14 protein-coding genes are annotated in these 16,271 nt (G+C 45.6%); 12 read left to right on the top strand and 2 right to left on the bottom strand.

Annotation, left to right across the window (positions count from 1 at the left end; genetic code table 11):
• The first annotated feature begins 18 nt into the window (after positions 1 to 18).
• The 12 genes from JC606_RS05565 to JC606_RS05620 all read left to right on the top strand — a co-directional run bounded on the left by JC606_RS05565 (position 19) and on the right by JC606_RS05620 (position 14,535).
• Positions 19 to 660 carry a LysE family translocator gene (locus JC606_RS05565; protein ID WP_061033673.1) on the top strand — a complete coding sequence of 214 codons (642 nt, stop codon included), beginning with the start codon at positions 19 to 21 and terminating at the stop codon, positions 658 to 660.
• A gap of 510 nt (positions 661 to 1,170) precedes the next feature.
• Positions 1,171 to 2,628: a protein adenylyltransferase SelO gene (locus JC606_RS05570; RefSeq protein ID WP_198778193.1), complete on the top strand. Its 1,458-nt coding sequence runs from the start codon at positions 1,171 to 1,173 to the stop codon at positions 2,626 to 2,628.
• A gap of 152 nt (positions 2,629 to 2,780) precedes the next feature.
• Positions 2,781 to 3,509, top strand: a complete 729-nt coding sequence (locus tag JC606_RS05575; protein WP_137407313.1) for a response regulator — start codon at positions 2,781 to 2,783, stop codon at positions 3,507 to 3,509.
• Positions 3,510 to 3,522: 13 nt separating this feature from the next.
• Positions 3,523 to 4,968 carry an ATP-binding protein gene (locus tag JC606_RS05580; protein ID WP_198778194.1) on the top strand — a complete coding sequence of 482 codons (1,446 nt, stop codon included), beginning with the start codon at positions 3,523 to 3,525 and terminating at the stop codon, positions 4,966 to 4,968.
• A gap of 110 nt (positions 4,969 to 5,078) precedes the next feature.
• Positions 5,079 to 6,326 carry an ABC transporter substrate-binding protein gene (locus tag JC606_RS05585; protein WP_198778195.1) on the top strand — a complete coding sequence of 416 codons (1,248 nt, stop codon included), beginning with the start codon at positions 5,079 to 5,081 and terminating at the stop codon, positions 6,324 to 6,326.
• A gap of 143 nt (positions 6,327 to 6,469) precedes the next feature.
• Complete coding sequence (locus tag JC606_RS05590; protein WP_137407316.1) at positions 6,470 to 7,408, top strand: carbohydrate ABC transporter permease; 939 nt, start codon at positions 6,470 to 6,472, stop codon at positions 7,406 to 7,408.
• The gene (locus tag JC606_RS05595) at positions 7,405 to 8,262 is read left to right on the top strand and encodes a carbohydrate ABC transporter permease (protein ID WP_008218366.1); all 858 of its coding nucleotides are present in this window, start codon (positions 7,405 to 7,407) and stop codon (positions 8,260 to 8,262) included. The genes JC606_RS05590 and JC606_RS05595 overlap by 4 nt, the downstream gene beginning before the upstream one ends.
• Before the next feature lie 6 nt (positions 8,263 to 8,268).
• On the top strand, positions 8,269 to 9,381 hold the full coding sequence (locus JC606_RS05600; RefSeq protein ID WP_137407317.1) for an ABC transporter ATP-binding protein: 1,113 nt from the start codon (positions 8,269 to 8,271) through the stop codon (positions 9,379 to 9,381).
• 268 nt (positions 9,382 to 9,649) lie between these two features.
• A complete protein-coding gene (gene hflX / locus JC606_RS05605) occupies positions 9,650 to 11,017 on the top strand; it encodes a GTPase HflX (protein WP_137407318.1) in 1,368 nt (455 codons plus the stop codon).
• A gap of 366 nt (positions 11,018 to 11,383) precedes the next feature.
• Entirely contained in the window at positions 11,384 to 12,379 is a 996-nt protein-coding gene (locus JC606_RS05610; protein ID WP_128161586.1) for a TRAP transporter substrate-binding protein, read from the top strand.
• Positions 12,380 to 12,445: 66 nt separating this feature from the next.
• A complete protein-coding gene (locus JC606_RS05615; RefSeq protein ID WP_061033665.1) occupies positions 12,446 to 13,171 on the top strand; it encodes a TRAP transporter small permease in 726 nt (241 codons plus the stop codon).
• Between the two features lie 2 nt (positions 13,172 to 13,173).
• Positions 13,174 to 14,535, top strand: coding sequence for a TRAP transporter large permease (locus tag JC606_RS05620; protein WP_008218377.1), 1,362 nt, complete (start codon positions 13,174 to 13,176; stop codon positions 14,533 to 14,535).
• A gap of 53 nt (positions 14,536 to 14,588) precedes the next feature.
• Here the strand turns inward: JC606_RS05620 and JC606_RS05625 are convergent, their stop codons facing one another.
• The gene (locus tag JC606_RS05625) at positions 14,589 to 14,762 is read right to left on the bottom strand and encodes a hypothetical protein (RefSeq protein ID WP_170222435.1); all 174 of its coding nucleotides are present in this window, start codon (positions 14,760 to 14,762) and stop codon (positions 14,589 to 14,591) included.
• 78 nt (positions 14,763 to 14,840) lie between these two features.
• Positions 14,841 to 16,190 carry a sigma-54-dependent transcriptional regulator gene (locus JC606_RS05630; RefSeq protein ID WP_198778196.1) on the bottom strand — a complete coding sequence of 450 codons (1,350 nt, stop codon included), beginning with the start codon at positions 16,188 to 16,190 and terminating at the stop codon, positions 14,841 to 14,843.
• Between the last annotated feature and the right edge of the window lie 81 nt (positions 16,191 to 16,271).

The raw sequence follows: 16,271 nt of genomic DNA on the forward strand, positions 1-16,271 counted from the left end.
AGTTAAGGAGAATTCACGATGAGCTTTGATACATGGATCTACTATCTGTTAGCCGTGCTGATTTTGACGGCATCCCCAGGCCCAAGTTCTTTATTGTGCATGACCAAAGGTGTGCAATCGGGCTTCAAATTATCGATATTTACTGCTTTAGGTAGCCTAACGGCGATTACCGGAATTCTCACGCTATCGTTTACGGGACTCGGAGTCATTATTGCCTCTTCTGAAGTGGTATTTAATGTCATTAAATGGACGGGGGCGGCTTATCTTATCTTCCTCGGATGGAAATCGTTGCGCTCGAGTCAGCAAGATTATGACCAACTACCGAGTCAGCAATCAGACTCTAAAGTCGTTAAAGAGAGTATCGTTTCTCACTACGTAAGTGGCTTTATTGTCGGTGCCAGTAATCCTAAAGCGATTCTGTTTTTTACCGCACTTTTCCCGCAGTTTATTGACCCATCACTCGCGCTATTACCGCAGTTTGCTGTGTTTGCTTTAACCTTTGCTGTGATGGAGTTGTCTTGGTTATTGGTCTACGCGTATTTAGGCGCAAAGTCGTCGAATTGGTTGTTCGCGAAAGGCCGAGCTAAGGTTTTCAATCGTGTGACAGGGGGCGTGTTTATTGGAGCTGGAGCGTTGCTTTCAACGACAAGTCGAGCTTAAATCTATGATTTATCAAAGGGGTGAATAGTTACAGAAACTTCTTGGTGCTGTCATAAAAGGTTAACATTAATATGCTTGCTGCTTTTAACAAAAAGCCGATATATTGTAGTTACACCATCACGTTCTCAAGGAGAGGCATATGCAGCATCAAGAAATGATTCAACACAGTAATTTTGGCGTTATCAGCCGTACTTGGATTTTCTCTACCCTTTCTCTAGTGGGTATTCTTGCTCTAATGTAGTCAGCTAAATGGCTCTATAGTTCCACTTTTCATTATGAACATATTTGTAAAAAAGTTTTTAAAGTTAGAACTCTTCCTCCTATAAATGTGGCTTTTCTCACCAGCTTAGCCACTTAACCTTTTCCTAAACGCGTCCTTCTTCTTAGTAAAATTACATTTCATAGGGCAACAAAGCCAACTTTCGCACAAAGCTAATCGTGTAACCTCATCTGAAGTTGTTACTAAACTGTGATAATCTTAAATTATCTTTTATTTACAGTGTATCTCTCATGTCTGTCTGGGATTCTATTTCATTTAACAATCGATTTACTGCATTACCTCGACTGTTCTATACCCCAATCCAACCAACTCCGTTAAGCAATGTCCAATGGCTCGCCTGGAATCAAAACCTTGCGACTGAACTCGGCTTTCCGTCATTTGAGAGCGCTTCAGAAGAATTACTGGATACCTTATCTGGCAATGTGGAACCAGAGCAATTTTCTCCGTTAGCGATGAAATACGCAGGCCATCAGTTTGGTGCTTATAACCCTGATTTGGGCGACGGAAGAGGATTGTTGTTAGCTCAAGTTGTCGCTAAAAGTGGCGAAACGTTCGACTTACACCTAAAAGGTGCGGGGAAAACACCGTATTCGCGCATGGGTGACGGGCGCGCGGTTATCCGGTCGACTGTGCGCGAGTATTTGTGCAGTGAAGCGATGGCGGGGCTTAATATCCCAACGACTCGTGCATTGGCAATGATGACCAGTGACACGCCGGTTTACCGAGAGAAGCAAGAATGGGGTGCACTGCTGGTGCGTGCTGCAGAATCACATATCCGCTTCGGTCACTTTGAGCACTTGTTTTACACAAATCAGTTGGTTGAACATAAATTGTTGGCCGACAAAGTCATCGAGTGGCACTTCCCTGAGTGCCTAGATGAAGAAAAGCCATACGCTGCTATGTTTAATCAAATTGTTGATCGCACCGCAGAGATGATTGCGTTGTGGCAAGCAAATGGCTTTGCTCACGGGGTGATGAACACGGATAACATGTCGATCATTGGACAAACCTTCGATTACGGCCCGTTTGCCTTCCTTGATGAGTATGATCCCCGCTTGATCTGCAATCACTCTGATTACCAAGGGCGTTATGCGTTCAATCAGCAACCAAGAATCGGGATGTGGAATTTATCGGCATTGGCACACTCGTTGTCACCGCTGGTGGAAAGGGCTGATTTAGAGGCGGCATTGGAACAATACGAGCCACAAATGAACGGTTATTTTAGCCAACTGATGCGTCGAAAGCTTGGTCTGCTTTCCAAGCAAGAAGGTGACAGCCGCTTGTTTGAGTCTATGTTCGAATTGATGTCGCAAAACAAAGTCGATTACCCAAGGTTCTTTAGAACTCTGTCGAACCTAGACACTTTGCCTGCTCAGGAAGTCATTGATTTGGTCATCGATCGTGATGCAGCGAAGCTATGGTTGGATAACTACTTGCAACGTTGTGAATTTGAGGAGAGTTCAGCTACAGAGCGCTGCGAAAAGATGAGGCAGGTAAATCCTAAATACATTCTTAGAAACTATTTGGCTCAACTTGCGATTGAAAAGGCCGAACGTGGTGATAGTAGTGATGTTGATGCTCTGATGGTAGTACTCGCAGACCCATATGCGGAGCACCCTGATTACGAATACTTAGCTGCTTTACCACCGGAATGGGGCAAAGGTATGGAGATTAGTTGCTCGTCTTAAATTGGCTTACCAGTACAAAACCAACAGATAGCGGTCGCTTAGTTGTGATCTCTATCTGTTTGTTCTTCTAATTTTACAAACATATCAATAATCAAATACTCGACCTGCCTATACACTATGTGAATAAGTTGTAAATTTTATAGGTTTGGGCGATGCCAACAAATACTCGAATTCTCGTGGTGGATGATGATCAAGAAATCCGCGAGTTGCTGGAAGAGTACCTTACAAAATCGGGTTTCGACGTCTCTTCGGTTGGAGATGGGGTTGAACTAGAAACTCACCTAAAGAGCCAAGGTTACCCTGACCTGATACTTCTTGACGTGATGCTTCCCGGTGATGATGGTTTTACCCTGTGTCAGCGCGTCCGTAGAAACTCCAATGTGCCCATCATTATGCTGACTGCAGTGTCGGATGAAACCGATCAGATCATTGGCTTGGAAATTGGTGCCGATGACTATATCGCTAAGCCGTTTAGTCCCCGCCAATTAATGGCACGAATTAAAGCCTTGTTACGACGTGTTCAAGTGACGGAGGACAAGCCTAGTGATGCATTGCCTAAACAGATCATCTTTGGTGATTGGACGCTTGATACACTCGCTCATAGAATTTCACACAACGAAAGCGCTGAAGAGATGGATTTGTCAGGCAGTGACTTCTCACTGTTAATGCTGTTCCTTACGCGCCCAAACGAAGTGTTAGACCGAGATACTATTTCTTTTGCGACCAGAGGACGTGAAGCACTGCCTTTTGAGCGTGGCATTGATGTTCAGTTAAGCCGTTTGAGAAGCAGGTTAGGAGATAGCGCTAAATACCCGCACTACATCAAAACCATGCGTGGTAACGGCTATATCTTGGCTGTACCTGTTCAGTATGAGCACTGAGTAAGAAGTCCGTATGAAGTGGTTGAGAAGTTTAAAGCCAAATTCCTTGGTTGCTCGAACCTTGCTTTTGACCTTGCTAGCCGTCGTCATCGCTCAGGGCATTGCAACGTCGATTTGGTATGGCGAATCCAAACAAAAAGAACTAGAGGGTATTCGCTCCGCTTCATCGAGCATGGCGAACATGTTTGCCTCAACAGTGACTTTCTTCCAGTCTCTGCCCGTCAAATATCGCCATATCGTTTTAGACCAAATTCGAAACATGGGTGGCACACGTTTCTTCGTCTCTTTCAATAAAGAGGCGCTGATTGTTGAGCCGATCCCCGATACCCGCTTAAAAACCGCATCGATTGAAGCGATAGAGAGTGTCTTGAGTAGCAAGCTCAACAAGGTGGAGTCGGTACGCGTTGATTTCTCTCGGCCAGAGCATCTTCGATTACTGAAAAATGACATCTACTTGAGCGATCTCCCGCGATCGTGGGCGCATCATACCTTAACCTTAGAGCCTCTTAATCCGCCGATTCTGGTTGTTCAGATTGAGTTGGCCAGCCATGAGTGGGTTTACATTGCAGCACTGTTACCTGCACCCTATGTAAAACTTGATGACACCATTCTCGGTCGTGAGCAGGTGATATTCTTACTCTCTTCAACGCTGATTCTACTGGTATTGACCTACTTAATGATTCGCCGCCAAGTACGCCCGCTTAAAAAATTAGCAAGGGCCGCCAATGAAATGAGTATGGATATTCAGCAGCCGCCACTTAACGAAGAGGGGGCGACTGAACTGGTCACGGCGACTCGCGCGTTTAATCGCATGCAGCAGCGTATTCGTCGTTATGTGGCCGATAGGGAGCATCTCTTCTCTGCTATCTCTCATGATTTAAAGACACCCATAACTCGGCTTAGGCTGAGAGCTGAGCTGTTGGAAAGCGAAGTTAAGAAAGAGAAGTTCAACAAGGATTTGGATGAGCTAGAGATGATGGTCAAAGGTGCTCTGCAAGCGGTAAGAGATACGGACCTTCACGAAAACAACGCCATTATCGACCTCAATGACATGGTTGCTTCGGTTATTGAATCGCATAACCAGCATCAAACTTTAGTGGAATTTGAACCTATTGTGGTTGAACCGTTAGTCGCTAAGCCACTAGCGATTAAACGTGTGCTGACCAACCTTATCGACAATGCGGTGAAATATGGCACATCCGCTAAAGTTAATATCAGTAGCGATTCTGTGTGGGTTATCGTGACGATTCAGGACCGCGGCAAAGGAATCCCAGAAGATAAACTTGAGTTGGTGTTTGAACCATACTTTAGGCTTGCGACCGACGACCAAGGACACGGTTTAGGGCTAGGTATTTGTCGAAATATCCTACACGGACACGGCGGAGATCTCATTATTCGCAACTCTCCTCAGGGTGGCTTAGAAGCCAAAGTCTATATCCCACGCGGTCTAGAAGTTTAATGTAACAATTGTGTTACATTGGGCTTACCTTTTGTTTCAATCTTATAAATCAGAATAAGTAGACTCTTTATTGAACCGGGCGTCGAGTCCGCTAAACATGGAAGATTATAATGAAAATCAATAAAACCCTACTTACTCTATCTCTTCTTGCTGCCTCAACATTTTCTCAAGCTGGTGAAGTGGAAGTGCTTCACTGGTGGACTGCTGGTGGTGAAGCTAAATCCGCAGCAGTACTTAAAGAGATGATTGAAGAACAAGGTCATACTTGGAAAGATTTCGCTGTTGCTGGTGGCGGCGGTGAAAGTGCGATGACCGTTTTAAAAACACGAGCAGTATCTGGTAATCCACCATCTGCCGCGCAGATCAAAGGTCATGATATTCAGGAGTGGGGTGGTTTAGGTTTTCTAACGTCTCTCGATGCAACCGCGAAACAAGAAAAATGGGATGACTTACTACCCGCTGTTGTTACCAAAGTGATGAAATGGGACGGCGAATATGTAGCAGTTCCTGTGAACGTTCACCGTGTTAACTGGCTTTGGGCAAACCCAGAAGTGCTCGAAAAATCAGGTGTGACGGTTCCAACCACATTAGATGAGTTCTTTGTCGCTGCAGACAAGATCAAAGCAGCAGGTTTCATCCCTCTAGCGCACGGCGGTCAACCTTGGCAAGACGCGACAGTCTTCGAGGGCGTGGCACTTGATGTACTTGGCAGTGAAGATTACAACAAAGCGTTCGTTGATTTGGATATGGACGTGTTATCTGGCGACAAAATGGTGGAAGTGTTCACCAAGTTCAAAAAGATGCGTGATTACATTGACAGCAACTCTCCAGGTCGTGACTGGAACGTAGCAACCTCAATGGTTATCAATGGTGAAGCGGCAATGCAAATCATGGGTGACTGGGCGAAGGGCGAGTTTACAGCGGCAGGTAAAGTGCCAGGTAAAGACTACATCTGTGCACCAGCTCCGGGCACTGACGGCCAATTTACCTTCAATATCGATAGTTTTGCCTTCTTCGAGCTAGGCGATAAAGAGAATCAAAAAGCGCAACAAGATCTTGCGAAAACTATTCTTACTAAAGACTTCCAAGAGGTCTTCAACCTAAACAAAGGCTCGATTCCAGTACGTCTTGATATGGACATGTCTAAGTTCGACCAATGTGCGTTGGATTCAATGGCAACCTTTAAAGCGAGTGCGGAATCTGGCGACCTTGTACCGAGTATGGCTCACGGCCTAGCAACGACAAGCTATGCTCAAGGCGCTATCTATGACGTTGTGACCAACTTCTTCAATGAGAAAGATGCTGATCCTAAAGAGGCAGCAGCTAAGTTAGCGAAAGCAGTAAAAGCCGCTATCTAATCTCATTTGGTCTAGTAGCAAACCCCCAGGGTGGGTAGGTTCGTAGGGAGCCTATCCGCTCTTCACCTCAATTCTGATATGCGTGATGCTGATGTGGTGCCGAGAGGTAAGCCATTGGCTCAATTGTGCAACAAGGAAAAGTTATGGAGCATGTTTTGACTGAGTCGACTCCAAAACCGACAAGGAGCCAGCCTGCACCAAAGCCCAGTTTTGCTGACAGGTTACAACATTGGTTACCTAAGATTGTGTTGGCACCGACCGCGTTGGTGACCGTGGTATGTATCTACGGCTACATATTCTGGACGGCAGCGCTGTCGTTTACTAATTCTCGATTTCTACCGAGCTTCAATTTTGTTGGCTTTACTCAATATGAAAAGCTGATGGAGAACGATCGCTGGATCACCTCAATCACCAACCTCGGTGTGTTCGGGATCCTATTCATGGTGATTGCTATCGTCTTGGGTATCGGTTTGGCGATTTTGCTTGACCAAAACATCCGTCAAGAAGGCGCGATTCGTACCATCTATTTATATCCAATGGCGCTGTCATTCATCGTGACGGGTACCGCTTGGAAGTGGATTTTGAATCCGGGCCTAGGCATTGAGAAATTGATGCAAGATTGGGGCTTTACCGACTTTAAATTTGACTGGTTGGTCGACTCTGAAATGGCGGTCTACACCTTAGTGATTGCCGCGCTTTGGCAGTCGTCAGGCTTTGTGATGGCGATGTTCTTAGCTGGCCTGCGTGGTATCGATTCCTCCATCATTAAAGCCGCACAAATTGATGGGGCAAGCTTACCCACTATTTATCTCAAAATCATTTTACCTTGCTTGCGACCTGTGGTTTTCAGCGCGGTGATCATAACTTCTCACATTGCGATTAAGAGCTTCGACCTTGTGACGGCGATGACAGCAGGTGGACCAGGGTATTCCTCGGATCTTCCGGCGCTATTTATGTATGCACACTCATTTACACGTGGACAAATCGGCCTAGGTGCTGCCAGTGCCATGATGATGCTGGCCGGTATTTTAGCGATTCTGGTGCCTTATCTTTACTCAGAGCTTAGGGAGAAAAAGTCATGATGAATAACATCAACTTCGCTCGAATGTTTATCTATTCGGCGCTGCTTTTTTTCTGCTTGGTTTACCTAATGCCGCTGTTCGTCATGGTACTGACCTCATTCAAAACCTTGCCAGACATTAAGGCGGGTAACTTGATGAGTTTACCCAAAGAGTGGGTGTTCGATGCTTGGTACAAAGCATGGGACAGCGCGTGTACTGGCGTGAAGTGCGAAGGGGTAAAAGGCTACTTCTGGAACTCGTTCCAAATGGTAATTCCTGCGGTCGCTATCTCAACGCTACTGGGTGCATTCAATGGTTATGTAGTCACTAAGTGGCAGTTCCGTGGCTCAAACCTGTTCTTTAGTTTGCTGCTATTCGGTTGCTTCATTCCATTCCAAGTGGTGTTGTTACCTATGGCGACCGTACTGGGCAAGATGGGTTTAGCAAACACCACTGTTGGTCTGGTACTTGTGCACGTTATCTACGGCATGGCGTTTACGACGCTGTTCTTCCGTAACTTTTATATCTCGATTCCTGATGAATTGATCAAAGCGGCAAAACTGGATGGTGCAGGATTCTTCACCATTTTCTTCAAGATCTTATTACCGATCTCAACACCGATCATCATGGTGACGGTGATCTGGCAGTTCACTGCAATCTGGAACGATTTCTTGTTCGGGGTGGTGTACTCAGGCTCAGAGACTCAACCAATCACCGTAGCATTAAACAACTTAGTCAACACCAGCACAGGCGTTAAAGAGTACAACGTCGATATGGCTGCAGCGATCATCGCCGCACTGCCAACATTGTTGGTGTATGTCTTCGCAGGAAAATACTTTGTTCGTGGCTTAACGGCAGGATCAGTAAAAGGATAATTACCCATGGCAACATTAGATTTAAAACAGATCCGTAAAACCTATCGCAACGCGGACAACGAAACGTTAAAGGGCATCGACATCAGTATCGATTCGGGGGAATTTTTGATACTTGTCGGCCCTTCGGGGTGTGGAAAATCCACCCTAATGAATACCATTGCTGGGCTAGAAAACATTAGCTCGGGTGAGATAGTGATTGATGGTGTCGACGTGGCTCAGGTTGAACCTAAAGACCGCGACATCGCGATGGTGTTCCAATCCTATGCGCTATATCCAAACATGACGGTACGCGGCAACATCGCCTTCGGCTTGAAGATCCGCAAGATGCCGAAGGACGAGATCGATGCTGAAGTGAATCGCGTCGCTGAAATGTTGCAAATCGAACAACTGCTTGATCGTAAACCATCGCAGCTATCGGGTGGTCAGCGTCAGCGCGTAGCGATGGGACGAGCACTGGCGCGTCGTCCTAAGCTGTACTTGTTTGATGAGCCGCTTTCTAACTTGGATGCCAAGCTGCGTGTGGAAATGCGCCACCAGATTAAGCGCCTTCATCAAAAGCTCAACACTACGATTGTTTATGTAACCCATGACCAAATCGAGGCAATGACGCTGGCTGATCGTATCGCAGTAATGAAAGATGGTGAGCTGCAACAGTTAGGCACACCACAAGAGATCTACACTAAGCCAAGCAACATGTTTGTGGCAGGCTTTATGGGGTCACCATCGATGAACTTTATCAAGACTATGGTGGATCTCGACGAAGAGCAGAACCCGATAATCAAGGTTATTGGTACGGCTGATCAGGAGCACCATATTCGTCTGCCACAAAGCATGCGTGAACAAGACGGCAAAGAAGTTGTGATTGGCCTGCGTCCAGAGCACATTACTGAGCAGCAAGGCGATGATCTGTCTGCAACCACTAAACTGGATTTGCAATTGGAAGTGCTAGAACCGACAGGGCCAGATACGATTGCGATGGTTAAGGTGAACGACCAAGAAGTGGCGTGTCGCTTATCGCCGGAATTTGAAGTGTCGGTAGGGCAGATGGCACCGCTGCATTTTGACTTATCAAAGGCGGTATTCTTTGATGCGCAGACCGAAGCGAGAATTGATTTCTAGTTTTTGAGTCAGTCGATCAATTAAAGGCTAAGCTTAGAGCAAGGCAGTATCACCAATTCGTAATTGATAATGTGATGCTGCCTTTTTGTTGTTTTAGCTCGTTTTATTTCCTCATGAAAACAGAGGGATAAACGAGATAAGTAGATTAACTGAAATAATATCGCCAATTAGTCACGGTTAGCTCTATAAAGCGGACTGAGAACAGCGTAGGATCGCCCTACTTTAGACCTAATACTAGGTGCACTTTTGTGCATAGACAGAATAAAACATGAAACTAACAGCAAAACCCTCCGCTAGTAACGCTCTACTTATCTCTATTACGACACCTGATTTTAAAGGTGACGAAGCAAAAGAGTCTCTTGCTGAACTTGCTCGATTAGTGACAACCCTAGGGTTTAAAGTGGTCGGTACTCAGTCACAACACCACAGTTCAACCCAACGACAAAACGTATTGGGTGCCGGTAAGCTTGCAGAAATTGCTCACCTAACCGGTTACCAAGGTTCGATTCAAGAAGTGGAAGACGAAGACTTCATTGATGAGTCTTTTGATTTTCATGCTGGTATTGATGAACTCGATTTTGATGACCTGCCATCTGAAGAGGTGGAGTTTGGTACTGCTGATGTTGTGGTATTTGACTGTGATTTGAGCCCATCTCAACTACGCAATGTTGAGGCTCACTTAGGTGTCGAAGTGTTTGACCGCACCGGTATCATCATCGAAATTTTCAGTCGCCACGCTCGCACTCGTACCGCACGTCTGCAAGTAGAAATTGCTCGTCTAAATTACTTAGTACCTCGACTTCGTGAAACAGCCGACGGTGACAAAGAACGTCAAATGGGTCAGGGTGCTGGTGAAACCTCACTAGAGCTTGACCGTCGTAAAGTTCGAGACCAAATTGCTGCGCTTAAGCGTGAGCTGGTAAGTGTACAAGATGAAATGAAGAACCGACGCACACAGCGTTCGGAACTTTTCACTGTTGCTCTGGTTGGTTACACCAACGCGGGTAAATCTTCTATGATGCGTGCAATGACCGCAACCGAAGTGAGTGGTGAAGACAAGCTGTTCGCAACCCTAGATACCACAGTTCGTGCACTTCAGCCGATCACTCAGCCGCGTATTCTAGTGTCAGATACGGTTGGTTTTATCAAGAAGCTGCCACATGATCTGGTTGCTTCATTCCACTCAACGCTTGCAGAAGCACACGACGCGTCACTACTGCTTTATGTGGTTGATGCTTCTGACGTTTCATTCCGCGCACAGCTTGATGTGGTACATGAAGTATTAGCGCAAGTGGGTGTTGAAGGCAGTGAAAAACTCTTGGTACTCAACAAGTGCGATAGATTGAGTGAAGAGCAGCAGCTTGCGTTGATGGACGAATTCCCTGATGCAATGCTGACCTCGACTCGTGACCCGCTCGATATCACTAAACTGCACAAGTACATCGTGGGTGTGGCTGAGCAAGGAATGATCGAAGAAGAGATTACGATTCCTTATTCTGGACAAGGCATCATCGGTGAGATCCGCTCTAATATGAGTGTGGTGAAGGAAGAGTACGACTACGAGTGCATTAAGCTGACAGTACGCTCAAGTGCTATTGATTTAGCAAGACTTAAAAAGCGTATGCAGAACTTGTAATCATCTGTTCCAGATAATATTTCAATATCCTATTGAGATAACCAGCTCTAAAGAATCTCTATATAAGGCTGCCATTTTGTTTACCGAAGTGGTGGCCTTTATTTTTCCTCCTTACCTCTATTTGTCCTCTAAATCTCTATTTCATCATTGATAGTTTGGTCAACTCTCACCCATTTATAAATATTCTATGGGTCATTTCCCACCCATTAATATTATTGGCTGAGCTCCCTGATGAGCGGCTCGATATTACCAAGCCTTATGGTTAAAGGGTTGTTAATGATTTGTGTCAATATGGCGCGCTAATTGCCTTAGTGAAAGCACGCAGTTCCCATTGAAGGGCTGTTTTGTTTACTAAGGAGAATAATAATGTTTAAGCCTCTTACCCTGCTGTCTGTATCTGCTCTGGCACTCACCAGTTTTAATGCTGCTGCAAACTGTGACCCAGGTGAAATCGTGATTAAATTCAGTCATGTAACTAACACGGATAAGCACCCGAAAGGCATCGCTGCTTCTCTACTTGAAGAGCGAGTAAACACGGAAATGAATGGTAAAGCTTGTATGCAAGTTTTCCCTAACTCGACGCTTTACGATGATAACAAGGTACTGGAAGCCCTGTTAAATGGTGATGTTCAAATGGCGGCACCTTCGTTGTCTAAATTTGAGAAGTTCACTAAGAAATACCGCATTTTCGACCTTCCGTTCCTGTTTGAAGATGTAGAAGCCGTTGACCGTTTCCAAAACTCAGAATCTGGTGAAAAGCTGAAGAACGCAATGAAGCGTCGTGGTCTTCAAGGTTTGGCATTCTGGCACAATGGCATGAAGCAGATGTCTGCAAACAAACCGCTTATCAGCCCAGAAGATGCAGAAGGCTTGAAGTTCCGTGTTCAAGCATCTGACGTATTGGTAGCTCAGTTTGAGCAGTTAGGTGCTAACCCTCAGAAAATGTCGTTCAAAGAAGTATATGGCGGCCTGCAAACTAAGGTTATCGATGGTCAAGAGAACACTTGGTCAAACATCTACGGTAAGAAGTTCTTCGAAGTACAAGACGGCGTGACTGAAACCAATCACGGCATTTTGGATTACCTAGTGGTAACGTCAAACGACTTCTGGAAAGACCTACCTGAAGATGTACGTACACAGCTTGGCACCATCGTCCAAGAAGTCTCTGAAACTCGTAACGCTGAATCTTCAAAAGTTAACCTAGCGAACAAAAACAACATCATCGAAGCTGGTGGTGAGGTTCGTACGTTGACGCCTGAACAGCGTCAAGCATGGGTAACAGCACTTCAACCAGTATGGAAGAAGTTTGAAAAAGACATCGGTTCAGATCTTATCGATGCAGCATTAGCTTCAAACCAATAACACCGCTATAGGGCGGCGGCTCCCTACCGCTGCCCTTTATTAAAACAATTATAAGCGGAGCATTTTATGGAACAGTCTCAAATGGAACAGTCTTTATTTTCCAAAGTCGGAAGAGTCACCGATTTAATTGAAGAGTCTTTAATAGCCTTCTTTCTGGGGGCAATGACCCTACTAACTTTTGCGAACGTGGTCTTTCGATACGCGTTCAATGACAACATTTTATGGGCATTGGAACTGACGGTATTCATGTTTGCATGGATGGTACTGGTTGGCGCTTCTTACGGCGTTAAAAAACACTTTCACATTGGTGTTGATGTCATCATCAACCTTGCCCCTGAAAAGCTACGCAAAGTGTACGCGTTAATTGCCGTCACTAGCTGTCTTGCCTTTTCAATCTTACTTCTCATCGGTTCATGGAATTATTGGTACCCATTCGCGACTGATCGCGCATGGTATGAAACCGATGATATCCCAATGCCAGAGATGCTGCAGTTCTTAGCTGACTGGCTGAATGAAGGTGAGCGATACGAGAAACTACCACGCTTTATCCCTTACATGGCGTTGCCGATTGGTATGGCATTACTAACGTTCCGATTCATTCAAGTTGCTTACCAAGTTGTGACGGGCAAACTCGACCGCATGATTGCAGGTCATGAAGCCGAAGAAGAGTTGGATGCGTTGAAAGCGGATGTACTTGCGGGTTCTGACGAAGACGCGACTGCAGTATTGGATTCGACTACGAACAACAAGACCAGCGCGTCGGGTACAAAGCCTAACGGTAAGGAAGACTAATCATGGCAATGTTATTTCTATTTTTGATGGTAATTGCTTTTATGTTGGTCGGTGTGCCAATTGCGATTTCCTTAGGTTTATCAAGCATCCTGTTTTTGTTGATGCATTCAGATGCGTCATTGGCATCGGTCGCACAAACTCTGTTTAACGCCTTTGCTGGCCACTACACATTGTTAGCGATTCCTTTCTTTATCTTGGCCTCGAGCTTTATGTCTACTGGTGGCGTAGCGAAACGAATTATTCGTTTCGCGATCGCGATGGTTGGCTGGTTCCGCGGTGGCTTGGCGATGGCGTCGGTTGTGGCATGTATGATGTTCGCAGCGTTGTCTGGCTCTTCACCTGCGACGGTAGTGGCGATCGGTAGTATCGTTATCGCAGGTATGATCAAAAACGGTTATTCGAAAGAGTTTGCTGCAGGGGTTATCTGTAATGCAGGTACTTTGGGTATTTTGATCCCGCCATCGATCGTAATGGTGGTATACGCGGCGGCAACCGATGTATCGGTAGGTCGTATGTTCCTTGGTGGCGTGATCCCGGGTTTGTTGGCTGGTGTGATGTTGATGATCGCTATCTACATTGCAGCACGTATTAAGAAGATTCCAGCGCAACCATTTGTGGGTTGGGGTGAGATGTTCGCAGCCGCTAAAGACGCAAGCTGGGGGTTGCTACTGATCGTCATCATTCTTGGTGGTATCTACGGTGGTATCTTTACCCCGACAGAAGCAGCAGCAGTAGCGGCGGTATATGCCTTTTTTATTGCCAACTTTATCTATAAAGACATGGGGCCGTTTGCGGATAAGAGCAACACCAAGCCAGCGCTGGTTAAAGTGTTCCAAACCTTCTTTCATAAAGACACCAAAGACACACTCTATGATGCGGGTAAGCTGACGATCATGCTGCTGTTTATCATTGCTAATGCTCTGATTTTGAAGCACGTGCTGACAGAAGAACGTATTCCTCAGATGATTACCGAATCTATGCTATCGGCGGGCTTAGGGCCGATCACCTTCTTGATTGTGGTGAACGTACTGCTCTTGATTGGTGGTCAGTTCATGGAGCCATCAGGCCTTCTGATCATCGTTGCTCCGCTAGTATTCCCAATTGCTATAGCACTCGGTATTGACCCAATTCACCTTGGTATCATGATGGTGGTGAACATGGAAATAGGGATGATAACACCGCCTGTTGGGCTTAACCTATTTGTGACCGCGGGTGTCGCCAAGATGTCGATGATGAATGTGGTCAAAGCGGCGCTGCCTTGGGTTGGCGTAATGTTCCTGTTCTTGATAATCGTAACTTACGTGCCTTGGGTATCGACATGGTTACCAACCACCTTGATGGGACCGGAAATAATCACTAAGTAGTTGTTTTAGCTTTTTATTAGAATGGAATTTAATTCATAAAAAAGAGGAGGTCGTTAGACCTCCTCATCTATATGTCTTCCTCGCTTAACATGAGGATTGATCTGTTCGTATAGCGCTCTTTTTGCTTCTAATTCTGGCATGTTTAAGTCGAGATGTTCATCGGTATAGTAAATGCCATCTATCTCGAAAGTATCGCTAATCGAAGGAACTCTAGTTTTCTCACCCATAGCCATATCCTTATTACATTTATTGCATAACGTCCTGTTATTGAATTAAGTATAGGTGATCTTGCTCGCAAATCTAATTTAGTTTGATTCTACCTTAAATGACTCTTTAGATAGCTGATGTTTTTGCATCTTATCGTAGAGGGTTTTTCTTGGTAGCTGCAGCCTTTCCATTGTCTCTTTGATACTACCGTTACATTCGATAAGCACTTGCTTTAACGTGTTTTTTTCAAATTCTGATACTAACTCGGCCAAAGACATTTCTTTGGCGGTTGTATTAGCGTTGTCTGATAGGTGAGAAATCTTACCTAAAAGGACAAAACGTTCTGCAGTATTACGTAATTCACGCACATTTCCCGGCCAATCATGCGCTAAAAGGGCGTGTAATTCACTTTGTGGTAGAGCAGGGGCGGTTTTGCCATAGCGAGCGGCAGCGACCAACAAGAAATGATGGAACAGGGCAGGGATGTCTTCTTGTCTGCTTCTTAATGGTGGCAAATCTAAGGTCACAACGTTAAGTCGATAATAGAGATCCTGGCGGAAAGTGCCTTCTTCAGCAGCCTTCTTTAGGTCGACTTTAGTGGCCGCAATGACGCGGATATCCAGAGGTACCAAACCGTTTGAGCCCACCCTTTCGATAACGCGTTCTTGCAACACACGTAGTAGGCGTATCTGTGCTTGCATCGGCATAGATTCTATTTCATCCAAGAATAGGGTTCCGCCCTGAGCAAACTCAAACTTACCCACGCGTTTACTCTCTGCACCTGTGAATGCGCCTTTTTCATGGCCGTAGAGCTCACTCTCAATTAGGTTTTCAGGAACGGCACCACAGTTTACAGCGACAAAGTTTTGTTCTCTGCGGCTGCTTTGCTCATGCAGGGAGCGCGCGACCAGCTCTTTACCAGTGCCTGTCTCTCCAAATAACAAGATATCGGCGTTGGTGTCAGCGACATGGGTAATCACAGAGCGAAGCTCAGTCATGGACTGAGTATCACCAATGATTCTTGGTCCAAGGGTTTTACTGGCTTTGAGTGAGCGTTTGAGTTCAAGGTTTTCCAAGGTCAGCTGGCGCTTTTCAATGGCGCGTTTGGTGGTCTCGATTAAGCGCTCATTGGCAAAAGGCTTCTCGATAAAATCGTAGGCGCCGTCTTGAATCGCTTGCACTGCCATCGAGATGTCACCATGCCCTGTGATCATGATGACGGGAATCTCTTTGTCTTTATGCATGACAGTGTTGAGCAAGTCATGGCCAGAGATACCGGGTAGACAGATATCGGTAATGATCACATGAGGTAACCCGTTCTCTTGAATCGCGAGCAAAGCTGATTCCGCATCGGGAAAGAATTCGGCGTCAATATCCGCGAGCTCAAAGCTCTGCTCATTCGCTATTCTTAGTTCGGATTCATCATCAATGAAATAGACGTGACACATAGTTATTCCTTTACTCTTTTATGCTGATTATCGCTGAGTTTGTTAGCCCGTATTTGAACGGACTCACTCAGTCTGTTTTTT

The organism is Vibrio sp. IB15 (assembly GCF_016406055.1).
In the GTDB taxonomy this organism is placed as follows: Bacteria; Pseudomonadota; Gammaproteobacteria; order Enterobacterales; family Vibrionaceae; genus Vibrio; species Vibrio chagasii.

Excerpts from the sequence above, each read along its gene's own strand:
- JC606_RS05565 (WP_061033673.1), top strand. The coding sequence starts at position 19 with ATGAGCTTTGATACATGGATCTACTATCTGTTAGCCGTGCTGATTTTG.
- JC606_RS05570 (WP_198778193.1), top strand. The coding sequence starts at position 1,171 with ATGTCTGTCTGGGATTCTATTTCATTTAACAATCGATTTACTGCATTA.
- JC606_RS05575 (WP_137407313.1), top strand. The coding sequence starts at position 2,781 with ATGCCAACAAATACTCGAATTCTCGTGGTGGATGATGATCAAGAAATC.
- JC606_RS05580 (WP_198778194.1), top strand. The coding sequence starts at position 3,523 with ATGAAGTGGTTGAGAAGTTTAAAGCCAAATTCCTTGGTTGCTCGAACC.
- JC606_RS05585 (WP_198778195.1), top strand. The coding sequence starts at position 5,079 with ATGAAAATCAATAAAACCCTACTTACTCTATCTCTTCTTGCTGCCTCA.
- JC606_RS05590 (WP_137407316.1), top strand. The coding sequence starts at position 6,470 with ATGGAGCATGTTTTGACTGAGTCGACTCCAAAACCGACAAGGAGCCAG.
- JC606_RS05595 (WP_008218366.1), top strand. The coding sequence starts at position 7,405 with ATGATGAATAACATCAACTTCGCTCGAATGTTTATCTATTCGGCGCTG.
- JC606_RS05600 (WP_137407317.1), top strand. The coding sequence starts at position 8,269 with ATGGCAACATTAGATTTAAAACAGATCCGTAAAACCTATCGCAACGCG.
- hflX (WP_137407318.1), top strand. The coding sequence starts at position 9,650 with ATGAAACTAACAGCAAAACCCTCCGCTAGTAACGCTCTACTTATCTCT.
- JC606_RS05610 (WP_128161586.1), top strand. The coding sequence starts at position 11,384 with ATGTTTAAGCCTCTTACCCTGCTGTCTGTATCTGCTCTGGCACTCACC.
- JC606_RS05615 (WP_061033665.1), top strand. The coding sequence starts at position 12,446 with ATGGAACAGTCTCAAATGGAACAGTCTTTATTTTCCAAAGTCGGAAGA.
- JC606_RS05620 (WP_008218377.1), top strand. The coding sequence starts at position 13,174 with ATGGCAATGTTATTTCTATTTTTGATGGTAATTGCTTTTATGTTGGTC.
- JC606_RS05625 (WP_170222435.1), bottom strand. The coding sequence starts at position 14,762 with ATGGGTGAGAAAACTAGAGTTCCTTCGATTAGCGATACTTTCGAGATA.
- JC606_RS05630 (WP_198778196.1), bottom strand. The coding sequence starts at position 16,190 with ATGTGTCACGTCTATTTCATTGATGATGAATCCGAACTAAGAATAGCG.